The following is an 11,030-nucleotide window of genomic DNA, read 5'->3' on the forward strand; positions in this document are numbered from 1 at the left end:
TGCGGATCGCGGAGCACGCCCTGTCGATGCCTGATCCGTGGGACGGACTGGTGCATTTTCTGGAGCGGGTGTGCGAGCTGCAGGCCGCCGACCGGGGCTACAACGACCTGGTCTCACGCCGAGTCCCGCAGGTTGCGCCGCCCTCGGAAGACCATGCACGGGGATACGAGCTGATGCAGCAGATCCTGGCGCGGGCGCGGGAGGCCGGGGCGCTGAGGACGGACTGCACGCTGGAGGACATGGCGTTCGTGACCTGGGGGATCGCCCGTACGGTCGAGGCCACGGCCGGCGTGCGGCCGCAGGCGTGGCGACGGCACCTGGCGCTGATGCTGGACGGGTTCCGGGCGTCAGCCGCCCACCCGCTGCCGGAGCCGCCCGTGCGGCCCGATGAGCTGGTGCGGATCATGCGGGAGTGTTCCTGAGCCGCCCGCCGGAGCGGCCTCAGGGTCGCTAGACAGAGGCCTCTGGGGCGGATCGCGTCCGGGCCGGTGATCAATCCTTTCCCACTGCATCGCTCCCGGGGCAATGGTCGGCCTCACGCTCACCACAACCCGCTCCAGCCGTTCAAGCCGGAGCGTTCGGGCCGCTACCGGCCGACGGCGCCGAAGCTGCTGCCGAAGGCGATACCGGATCGAATGTTCGACGAGCTGTTCGCCAGACTGCGGTCGAACCGCGACCGGGCGCTGGTGGCGTTCTGGGTCTCCAGCGGCGTGCGGGCCGCGGAACTGCTCGGCGTGCTGCAGGGCGGCGTCGAGCCCGGCCGCCAACTGATTACGGTGGAGCGCAAGGGCAGCCGGGCGATCCAGCAGGTCCCGGCATCATCCGACGCCTTCGTCTGGTTGCGGCTCCACCAGCAGGAAATGCACGGCCTAGTCCCCTTCGGGCGGGACGAGCCGCTGTGGTGGACGCTGCGCAGACCGTTTCGCCCGCTGACCTACCATGCCGCGCACCGCATGTTCGAGCGGGTCAACGATCTGATCGGCGCGAACTGGCGGCTGCACGATCTTCGCCACACGGCCGCGCAGCGGATGGCCGGCGATCCCGACATGGCCTTCACCGACGTGCAATGGGTGCTCAACCATGCGCATCTGAGCACCACCGAGATTTACACCGTCCCGACACAGGACCAGGTCATCGAGCGGGTTGCCGCCCATCACGCCCGGCGGCGCGAGACTCCGCCGCCGACGTCGGCGCCGGGCTAAAACCCGTCCTCGCTTCAAGTCCTGTTGGGACACGCGCTATGAAGGTCACGGCAGGCCGACCGCCCGCGGATACGGTAGAGGTCGAAACGACCTCGGCAACGCTCGCGGGCAGCACCAACTCGGCGATGCAGGCCCTGAGAGATCAAAATCCTGCTCGGCGACCGGTGACCGTCTGGCCCACGACCACGCTCGCAGTCGACGAGGTCGAGCAGCTGGTCAGGAAAGCGACATCGACCTCGAATCAGTACAGCGGAGCGCATCAGCGCCGCGGCGCTCAGAGGCTGCTGAGATGGTTTACCTGCTTCCCCGCCGAGACCTGGCAGCAGCGCTGGCAGGCGTCCGGAGCCGAGGAGAACGCGGACTGGCGCGACACCGCCGGGCACTGGCTGGCCGAGCAGTCGATCGGCACAGTCGCCAGGAATCCCGTCGAGCTGGCCAGCGGCTTTCTCATCTTGGTGAGCCTGGACGTCCTGCGTCCGTCGTTGTCCCACCTACTGCAGCGCAAGCACAACGCCGTGTGCCTGACCGACGAGATGGCCCGAGTCCGCGACCCAGCGGGATTCGCCCTGCTGCGGGAGACGGTCGCGGCGACGCCCGCGCTGCAGGCCGAAGGGTCGGCGGCGATAGCCATGATCGCCAAGATCATGGCAGCCAAGGGCGGAACCGTCGCCGAGGTGACCGTCGGCGATTGTGTCGAGGCCTACGATCTGCGCAAGGCTGCTGGCCGGCGGGCGACATACATGGCCGCGGCCTACACGCTGCTGCGCCAGGTCGGCGTTTTGCCAGCGGAGGCTCCGGGGTCGTTTAGGGCGCTGACCCGGACCACGGGGGAGCTCAGCGTGGAAGCCTTGCTCGACCGCTACCCGATTGCATGCCAGTCGATCCGCGCGGTGATCCTCGACTATCTGCGCGAACGTCAGCCGGCCGTGGACTACGGCACGCTCAATGAGCTGGCTTTCATGCTGGGCGGCAAGTTCTGGGCCGACCTCGAGCGCCACCACCCCGGCATCGACTCGCTGCACCTGGCGCCCGACGTCGTGGCGGCGTGGAAAGAACGACGGCAGTACAAGATCCGGAAGGTGCGCCACAGCGATGGCAGCCTCACCGAGGAGCGCATCAAAAGGCTCTCGGACAACGAGTTGACCGCGGTTGGGGCCTTCTATCAGGACATCGCACAGTGGGCGCTGGAGGAACCCACCCGCTGGGGACCGTGGGTCGCGCCATGTCCCATCCGCGACAGCGACCTCATGGTCCGACAGAGCAAGGTCAACAAGCACCGCAAGGCCCGTATGTATCAACGCACCCGCGAACGCCTACCCGTGCTTCCGCTCCTGGTCAAGACCGCAAGGGACCGACTGGATGCGGCCCGACGCCGCCTGCAGGCGGCCAGCGCGGTCGAAGCGGGCCAGGACTTCGAGGTCGACGGCCAGCGCTGGCGCCGCCCCATCCTGGCCAGAGACAGGCTGCTATCGCCGCTGGTATGGGCCGTCGACCCGGCCACCGGCAGCCGCCGCGACTTGGGCACCGAGGAGGACGAAGCCTTCTGGGCCTGGGCCATCATCGAGACTCTCCGCCATACCGGGGTGCGGGTGGAGGAACTACTGGAGCTGACTCATCACGCCATCACCGAGTACCGGCTGCCCTCAACCGGCGAACTCGTCCCGCTGCTGCAGATCGCACCGTCGAAGTCCGACGTGGAACGCCTGCTGCTGATCAGCCCCGAACTCGCCGACGTGCTCAGCGCGGTGGTCCAGCGTGTCCGCGGCACGAGTGGCACGATCCCGCTGGTCACCGCCTACGACCGGCACGAGCGAACCTGGTCACCCCCAATGCCGCTGCTTTTCCAGCGGCGCACGGGCAGCGAGGCCAGAGGCATCGCCACCGCAGCGGTCAAAGCGCTGCTGAACAAGACCCTGGCCGCCACCGGGCTGACCGACGACGCCGGCCTGCCGTTGCGCTTCACCCCTCACGACTTTCGCCGGATCTTCATCACTGACGCCATCATGAGCGGCCTGCCACCGCACATCGCGCAGGTCATCGCTGGCCACGAGAGCATCGAGACCACGATGCGCTACAAGGCCGCCTATCCCGAGGAAGCAATCGAGGCCTACCGCGCGTTCATCGCCCGGCGCCGGTCAGAACGTCCCAGCGCCGAGTACCGCACGCCGGCTGAGGAGGAATGGGACGAGTTCCTCGCCCACTTCGAGAAACGCAAGCTGTCCATCGGCATCTGCGCTCGTGCCTTTTCAAGCCCTTGTGTTCATGAACACGTCCCGTTGACCGAACTAGCTCTTCGTCGGTGTGCGCGGCGGAACGGGCTAGGCCGAGGGAGGGGTGCCTGGGTTCCGTGGCTGTGGTGGTTGATCGTCACTGCGGGCGATCGGCTGCATCTGTTGTGATCGCGTGTCGTTGAGGTCGTCGGCACGCGGAGGCTGAAATGGCAGAGCCCGGGATTCGGGACGTCGCGGCGTTGAGGGTGGAGCGGGTCGGTCGGGTCGTGGAGACGGGCGATCCGCTGAGGCCGTACGCCTTGCTGGATGAGCATGGTGTCGAGGTTGCCGCAGTGAGCGAGTTCCTCCACCACATGCTGGCTGACGACGCTCGGCCGACGTCGCTGAGGTCGTACGCCTTCGAGCTGCTCGGCTGGTTCCGGTTCCTGCGGGCGATCGGGGTGGGATGGGATGCCGCGGGTCGAGCCGAAGCCCGGGACTTCGCACTGTGGCTGAAGACCGTCCGCAAACCGTCTCGGCCTCGTCGGCCTGACGCTCCGGCTCCCGGGACGGTGAACTCGCTCACTGGGAAAGCGACGCCAGGGCTGCAGTACGCTCCCCGGACGCGTCGCCATGCTCGGGCGGTGATCCGTTCGTTCTATGAGTACCACCGCGACATTCACGGTCGTCCGTTGATCAACCCGTTCCCCGCAGCCGAAGGCGCCGAGGACGGCAGGGCCAACGCCCACCACAACCCCATGCAGCCGTTCCGTCAGCCGACGCGGCGGGCCGCCTATCAGCCCAAGGAGCCCAAGCCATCACCGAGGATCATCCCGGACCAGGCGTTCAACGAGCTGTTCGCCACTCTGACCTCGAACCGTGATCGCGCTCTCATCGCGTTCTACGTCTCCACCGCGGCTCGAGCCTCGGAACTCCTGGGCGTCGTGCAGGGGCTGGTCGCCCCGGAAGATCAGACGATCGGTGTGATCCGCAAGGGCAGCCAGGCGTTGCAGCATCTGCCCGCCTCGATGGACGCGTTCGTCTGGCTGCGCCTCTACCAGCAGGAGATGCACGGCTTGATCCCACGGGGGTCCTCCGAACCTGTGTGGTGGACGCTGCGGCGACCATTCCGGCCGCTCACCTACGACGCGGCCAGGATGGTGTTCACCCGGGTCAACCAGATGCTTGGAGCCAACTGGACCCTTCACGACCTGCGGCACAGCGCCGCCAAGAGGATGATCCGCGACCCGAACCTGACGCTCGCCGACGTCCAATGGGTACTCGGGCACGCTCACATCACCACCACGGAGATCTACACGAACCCGGCCCCCGACGAGGTAATCAGCCACGTCCTGGCCCACCATGAGCGGCAGCGCAGCGGGCCGCCGTCGCTCCCGGCGCCGCCCGCGCCCGGGTATCGGCCCGAGGTCCTGGCCGCTCTGTTCGGCACTTCGCAAATCACCGGGGAGGCATGATGCCTCGCAAGATTCATGACGGCCCCGCGAACGGGACCGCACGGCGAACGCTGCCGGAGCCCCCATCGGAGTGGCAGGCGCGTCCACTGCCGGATGGGTGGTGGCAGGCTCGGCAGGAACGCCAGGCCATGACGACGCGGCTGCTGGCCACCTTCACCGACACCACGACGGTCAGGCGTGACCTGACCCGGCGTCGCGGGCTGATCAAGCTCTTGGACTGGCTGGAACAACAGCCTGGCGACACCTGGCAGGACCGCTGGCTGGCCAGCGGGGTGGACGCCGCCGGGTCGGACTGGACCGACTCGATTCTGGGCAGCGACGCGCGGCGGTTCCGGCGCGACGAGCTGATCGGCGGGCTCACCCTGCTCGTCGTCGGGCAGGTGATCCGCCCGACCTACCGGTGGCTTCTGCGGCAGCGCCTGGGGCTGATGCTGGCAGAGGCACGTCAGGCGCTCGATTCCGAAGGGTTCACTCGGCTCGAGCAGCACGCCCAGGACGCGATCGGGTGGGCCCGCTCAGACGCGATGAACAAGCTCACCTGGATAGTGATCCACAAGGGTGGCGCCGTCGCGGACATCACCGTCGGCGACTGCGTCGAACTGACGGCCGCCTTGGAGGAACATCACTTTCGGGGAAGCGCCGGACGGCCACTGTTCTACGCGCTGCTGAAGGAGACTGGGATCCTGCCCGCCACCGCTCCACCGCGGCTGCGGGCACTGCGCATCGAGGCTCGTCCCAGCATCGAGCAGGTCGTCGACAAGTACGGCATCGAGTGCCGGCCGATCCGGAACCTGATGGTCGAATACCTCACCGAGCGGGCTGCCGACTTGGACCACACCTCGCTCCGCTCGATCGCCCGCAACCTCTGCCGACTGTTCTGGCGCGACCTGGAACTCCACCACCCGGGCATCGACTCCCTGCACCTGGCGCCAGAGGTCTCCCAAGCGTGGAAAGAGCGGCTCGCCTATATCCGCGATGCTGACGGCAACCCGATCCGCCCGCGCGTCAACTTCCGCAGCGAGTTGGTCTTCGTCAAGGCCTTCTACGAGGACATCGCCCGCTGGGCACTTGACGACCCCACCCGCTGGGCCAAGTGGGCAGTCCCGTGCCCGATCAAGGCCAGCGAATGCGCCACGAAGAAGTCCAGGTCTGGCGTCAAGTCGCGGATGGACCAGCGCACCCGGACCCAGCTCCCGCTCATGCCCGCCCTGCTGCGCGCGGTCGGACAGCAGCGCAAGGCCGCTGAACACCTAATCAGCACGGCCCGGACCACGCCAGAAGGCGAAGTCTTCACTGTCGAAGGCCGCGCGTTCCGGCGATGCCGGCAAGGTCCGTCCGGACGCGTCTACGTCATTGAGGTCGCCACCGGCATGAAACGCAGCCTCACCCACGAGGAAGAGGCCGCATTCTGGTCCTGGGCGACTGTCGAGGTGCTGCGCACGACCGGGATCCGGATCGAGGAAATGCTCGAACTCACCCACCACAGCTTCGTTGCCTACACCCTGCCAACCACCGGCGAAGTCGTCCCCATGCTGCAGATCGCTCCATCCAAAACCGATGCCGAAAGGCTCCTGCTCGTCTCGCCCGAGCTCGCGGAGGTTCTTACCGCGATCATCTTCCGAGTCCGGCGCGGCCAAGCCGCCATACCCCTCGTCTCCGCCTGCGACGTGTTCGAGCAGACCTGGAGCGCGCCGATGCCGTTCCTGTTCCAACGCCGCTACGGCTCCGAGGACCGGGCCCTGACCCGCAGTTACATCCGCGAATGCCTGATCGCCACCTCGGCCGCTGCGCAGATCACCATCGCCGGTGAACCTCTCGAATGGCGGCCCCATGACTTCCGTCGAATCTTCGTCACCGACGCCCTGCGCTCCGGACTTCCACCCCACATCGCCGCCAAGATCTGCGGACACGCCCTGCTCGACACCACGATGGGCTATGCCGCGATCTACCCCGACGACGTCATCACCCATCATCGTGCCTTCATCGCCCGCCGCCGCGCCGAGCGTCCCAGTGAGGAATACCGCGACCTTACGGCCAGCGAATGGGAAGAATTTCTCGCCCATTTCGAATTGCGGAAAGTCGCGCTCGGAATATGCGGACGCGACTATGGAACCCCTTGTGCGCATGAAAACGCTTGTGTCAGATGCCCACTCCTTCGCGTTGACCCAGCTCAGAAGCCGCGGCTGGAAGAAATCCACGCCAACCTCATCGACCGGCTCGTCGAAGCCAAACAACAGGGCTGGCTCGGCGAAGTCGCCGCTATCGAGACCACCCTCGCGGCGGCGAAGCAGAAGCTTCAAGCCATGCACAAAGCGGCTGTCCGCACGAGCACCGTCAACCTCGGAATGCCCAGCATCCGCAAGACGGCCGGACGATTCACTGATGCTTCCACCACTCCCGATATCGTGCAGCCGTGACCGGATCCGCACAGCGTCCCCTGCTCTTCCTCGACGTCGACGGACCACTCATCCCCTTCGGCGCTCCGTCGCAGCAGTATCCGACCTACCAGACCGTCTCGTCGCCGCAAGCAGAAGCAAATCCGCTCTTGGCCAGGATCAATCCCGACCACGGAGCCCGGTTGAAGACGCTGCCCTGCGAGCTGGTCTGGGCCACCAGCTGGATGAACGACGCCAACGAGTGCATCGCACCCCGCCTTGGGCTGCCCTCGCTGGCGATCGTGGCCTGGCCGGACGAGCCCGAGACCGAGCAGCAGGACGAACGCGACGGCCTGCACTGGAAGACCCGAACCCTTGTCACCTGGGCAGCAGGACGCCCCTTCGCCTGGATCGACGACGAGGTCACCGACAAAGATCGTGCCTGGGTCTCCGCGCACCATCCCGGGCCGGCACTCCTTCACCGAATCAACCCACGCACCGGCCTCACCGAGGCCGACTACCTCATCATCAACCAGTGGCTACGCCGGACCAGCACGACAGCACCGTCCGATGGCACCACCTGATCGAGCTTCGAACAGATCCCCAGTGATCTGACCGGATAGGTTCACCGGTTGGGGCCCGCGGTTGGCGTGCCGGGGCGTCCAATGACGCGAACCGCACTCGGGGACGCCCGCGTGCCCTGGGAGGATTTCCCACATGTTGAAAGAGAAGCTCGACGCGCTCTCACAGATGATGGCCGAGCACATGGCCATGCCGTTCCCACCCGGCTTCCGCGGCCTCGACATCGAGGACCAGGACATGGCGATGCTCGACGCGGACGCCTACGGCCTCGCCGCAGGCGTCCTTAAAGGCCCGCTCAGCGAACAACACCGCTCTGGTCTGACGCGGCTGACGTCGGTGTTCGAGGAGGTCCTCCCGACGATCGACGACGAGTATGCAACCAAGTACTACACCCATGTGCGCGACATGGCCGTGTTGGCCGCCGAAATCGAGAGCCTGCGCCAGAAGTAGTTCTCTGACCAGGACATTCGGCGCCAAGACGCGGAAAGAGTAGTGCGGCCAACAACCCGGCGAACGTATGCGGCCACGGCACTTGCGACACGCCGAAGACCTGACGTCAAACATGTTGCTCGGTCACACTCAGTCGCCGCGCTCGAAGACCATGATCCTCGCAGCCAATCAAGATCAGTTCGGTTAAGCTTGTGTTCGTTGCTCGCTCCTCCGACCCGACCCGGCCCAGCGCGCCCGGTTGGAGGAGATCCGGGACAACCTCCTCGCCCGTATCGCCGAAGCCGAACGCGAAGGATGGCTCGGCGAGATCGAAGGACTTCGCGTCAGCCTCGCTGGCGCCGAGGACAAGCTCGCCCAGCTCGACGAGCGGAGCTCGCGGGCGATCGACCTGGGCATGCCGGGTCGCGTTGCCGGTCCCGTCCACAGCGCCATACCCGCTCAGCGCCGCACATGACCGGCGGGCCGTCCAGGAGCCGCCATGATACTGACGCTGCGACGCGGTTCAAGCGATGAGCAGGCGGAGGCCGAGATCTGCCGCGTCGAGGTCGGCGAGGTCGCTGTTGCGCTCGGCCCACCGGCCGGAGTCGAGGTCGTCGCCGAGGCTTCGCACCGCCCGCTGCTCGGCCTCCGGCCCGACCCTCGTCCACACCGACATCGCGCGGCGCACGTGATCCTGCAGATACGCCGCCGGTCGGCGCCAGTACGCCTCGAACAGGCCGTCAGCGCAGTCCCACGGGATGGGCACCGGCTCGGCGCGGGCGCCGATCGCGTCGGCCATCCCAGCAAGCGAGGGAAATTCTGCGAGGACGGCGGCGAACTCGGGCAGGTAGTCGCGGGTAAGCCAGAACCGGTCCTGCCATCCGGGCTCGTCGGTGTCGAACGTGAGCACCACCACGCGGTGGGCCACGCGCCGCATCTCGCGCAGCCCCGCTATCGGGTCCCCCCAGTGGTGAACGGTGGAGACGGCCATCGCGACGTCGAAGGACTGGTCCTCGAACGGCAGGTTCTCCGCGGCGGCGGCCACGCACGGCGCCGAGTCGGCTGGCCGCTGCCCCCGCATGACCGCCGATGGCTCGACCGCGGTCACGTCACGATCGGCAGGCTCGTAGGAGCCGGTGCCGGCCCCGACGTTCAGCACCGTCTGCGCATCTCCGAGCGCGTCCCAGATCTGCGCGGCGATTCGCGGCTCGGTACGCCGTGTCGCGGTGTAAGCGCTGCCGATCGCGTCGTACAGCCGTGCACCGAGCATCTCCAGTTGCTCCTCCGGCGTCACCTTCAGTCCCTTCGCCCGTGCCTCAAGTTCCCTGTCGATGGCCGCCACCATGGCGTCAGCGCGATCACGCCGCTCCAGCAGCAGGCCGCGCAGTCGGCGCAGATGCGCGACCGCGTCGGTGGACGGGTCGCCGACCAGTTCCGCGACCTCCCGCAGCCCGAAGCCCAACCGCCGATAGGCCAGCACCTCCCGCAGCCGCTCCACATCGCCCGCCGAATAGGCCCGGTACCCAGCCGCGGTCCGCGCCGACGGCCGAACGAGCCTGATCTCGTCATAGTGATGCAGCGTGCGGACGCTCACGCCGGCCAGCTCGGCCACGCGTCCCACGGTCCAGTGATCCTCCACGGCACCGACTATGCAGCCTGACGCCACGTGAGGGTCAAGAGCCTCACTCACGGCAGCAAGGGCCGAACGCGAAGCAGCGGTCCGAGGCGACTCCTGCAAGCCGGAGCGATGGTCTGGTTCAGAGAAGTCGACAACGGCTGCAAGTGGCGCAATCTGCCCGCCGACTTCCTGGTGCCCTGGCGCACCGTCCATGCCATCTTCACTCGCTGGTGGCAGGACGGTGATCTCTATGCTCTCCACAATGACCTGCGCGAACAGGTCCGGATAGCCGACGGGCGCGAGCCGGAGCCCAGCGCGGGGATCATCGATTCGCAGTCGCTGCGGGCCGCCGAGACCGTCGCCGCCGGCTCGCGCGGATACGACGCGGCCAAGAAGGTACAGGGCACCAAGCGGCACGTCATCGTGGACACCCTGGGCCTGCTGCTGGTCGTCATCGTCACCGCCGCCAGCGTCCAGGACCGCGACGGCGCCAAGCCCGCGCTGGAACGCCTGCGCGACTGGTACGAGCGGACCGCGCTGATCTGGGCCGACAGCGCCTACGCCGGCAAGCTCGTGACCTGGGCCAAAAAGCACGTCCGGCTCACTCTGCAGATCGTCAAGCGCAGCGACGATGTCAGCGGCTTCGTGGTCCTGCCCCGCAGGTGGGTGGTAGAGAGGACTCTGTCGTGGATCTCCCAGCGCAGGCGGTGCGTGCGGGACTATGAGCGGTTATCCGAGCATCACGAGGCCATGGTCTTGTGGGCGATGATCATCCTCATGGGACGACGACTCGCACGATCCGCATCTCCCAAATCGACCTGACTGTCAGTTTGTACACGGGCACTAAGAGCGGTGTTTGAGAAGATCATTCATGCTCGGTTCGGCGGCGAGTCGACGGGTGCTGGGGCTGCCAGGATGGCTGGATGTCCCCTGCTTGTTACCCCTCGAACCTGACCGACGCGCAGTGGGAGCTGATCGAACCCTTACTGCCCGAGCCAAACACCGGCGGACGCCCGGAGAAGCATCCGCGCAGGAAGATCGTCAACGCGATCCTGTACGTGGGGGCCTTCCCCCACGGAAGTGGACACGCGGTGGGGTGTGTCATGCGGCCAGTGTCAGGCTACTCGATCTTTGCTGGT

Annotated in this window: 10 protein-coding genes and 1 pseudogene; 10 read left to right on the forward strand and 1 reads right to left on the reverse strand. The window is 67.1% G+C overall.

Annotated elements, in window-relative coordinates; genetic code table 11:
- The 8 genes and pseudogenes from ACTMTI_RS55820 to ACTMTI_RS55855 form a co-directional block, all read left to right on the forward strand.
- A pseudogene (locus ACTMTI_RS55820) lies at positions 1–422 on the forward strand (hypothetical protein); the annotation flags it as partial.
- Between the two features lie 213 nt (positions 423–635).
- Positions 636–1,202: a tyrosine-type recombinase/integrase gene (locus ACTMTI_RS55825; RefSeq protein WP_441129220.1), complete on the forward strand. Its 567-nt coding sequence runs from the start codon at positions 636–638 to the stop codon at positions 1,200–1,202.
- Positions 1,203–1,240: 38 nt separating this feature from the next.
- Positions 1,241–3,601 carry a tyrosine-type recombinase/integrase gene (locus ACTMTI_RS55830; protein ID WP_441129221.1) on the forward strand — a complete coding sequence of 787 codons (2,361 nt, stop codon included), beginning with the start codon at positions 1,241–1,243 and terminating at the stop codon, positions 3,599–3,601.
- Positions 3,602–4,056: 455 nt separating this feature from the next.
- Complete coding sequence (locus tag ACTMTI_RS55835; protein WP_441129222.1) at positions 4,057–4,887, forward strand: tyrosine-type recombinase/integrase; 831 nt, start codon at positions 4,057–4,059, stop codon at positions 4,885–4,887.
- A 128-nt stretch (positions 4,888–5,015) separates the two neighbouring features.
- A complete protein-coding gene (locus ACTMTI_RS55840) occupies positions 5,016–7,304 on the forward strand; it encodes a tyrosine-type recombinase/integrase (RefSeq protein ID WP_441129223.1) in 2,289 nt (762 codons plus the stop codon).
- Positions 7,301–7,846: an HAD domain-containing protein gene (locus ACTMTI_RS55845; RefSeq protein ID WP_441129224.1), complete on the forward strand. Its 546-nt coding sequence runs from the start codon at positions 7,301–7,303 to the stop codon at positions 7,844–7,846. Before ACTMTI_RS55840 ends, ACTMTI_RS55845 begins: the two co-directional genes overlap by 4 nt.
- Positions 7,847–7,979: 133 nt before the next feature.
- Positions 7,980–8,294: a hypothetical protein gene (locus ACTMTI_RS55850; protein WP_441129225.1), complete on the forward strand. Its 315-nt coding sequence runs from the start codon at positions 7,980–7,982 to the stop codon at positions 8,292–8,294.
- Between the two features lie 238 nt (positions 8,295–8,532).
- Positions 8,533–8,748 carry a recombinase gene (locus ACTMTI_RS55855; RefSeq protein ID WP_441129226.1) on the forward strand — a complete coding sequence of 72 codons (216 nt, stop codon included), beginning with the start codon at positions 8,533–8,535 and terminating at the stop codon, positions 8,746–8,748.
- A gap of 48 nt (positions 8,749–8,796) precedes the next feature.
- Here the strand turns inward: ACTMTI_RS55855 and ACTMTI_RS55860 are convergent, their stop codons facing one another.
- Positions 8,797–9,912, reverse strand: coding sequence for a MerR family transcriptional regulator (locus ACTMTI_RS55860; protein ID WP_441129227.1), 1,116 nt, complete (start codon positions 9,910–9,912; stop codon positions 8,797–8,799).
- Between the two features lie 27 nt (positions 9,913–9,939).
- Between ACTMTI_RS55860 and ACTMTI_RS55865 the strand changes: the two genes are divergently transcribed.
- Positions 9,940–10,713, forward strand: coding sequence for an IS5 family transposase (locus ACTMTI_RS55865; RefSeq protein ID WP_441129228.1), 774 nt, complete (start codon positions 9,940–9,942; stop codon positions 10,711–10,713).
- Positions 10,714–10,814: 101 nt separating this feature from the next.
- A partial coding sequence (locus ACTMTI_RS55870) for a transposase (protein WP_441129229.1) occupies positions 10,815–11,030 on the forward strand: 216 nt, incomplete at its 3' end.

The sequence above is a fragment of the Nonomuraea sp. H19 genome (assembly GCF_052068215.1).
Lineage (GTDB): Bacteria > Actinomycetota > Actinomycetes > Streptosporangiales > Streptosporangiaceae > Nonomuraea.

Excerpts from the sequence above, each read along its gene's own strand:
- ACTMTI_RS55840 (WP_441129223.1), top strand. The coding sequence starts at position 5,016 with ATGACGACGCGGCTGCTGGCCACCTTCACCGACACCACGACGGTCAGG.
- ACTMTI_RS55825 (WP_441129220.1), top strand. The coding sequence starts at position 636 with ATGTTCGACGAGCTGTTCGCCAGACTGCGGTCGAACCGCGACCGGGCG.
- ACTMTI_RS55830 (WP_441129221.1), top strand. The coding sequence starts at position 1,241 with ATGAAGGTCACGGCAGGCCGACCGCCCGCGGATACGGTAGAGGTCGAA.
- ACTMTI_RS55850 (WP_441129225.1), top strand. The coding sequence starts at position 7,980 with ATGTTGAAAGAGAAGCTCGACGCGCTCTCACAGATGATGGCCGAGCAC.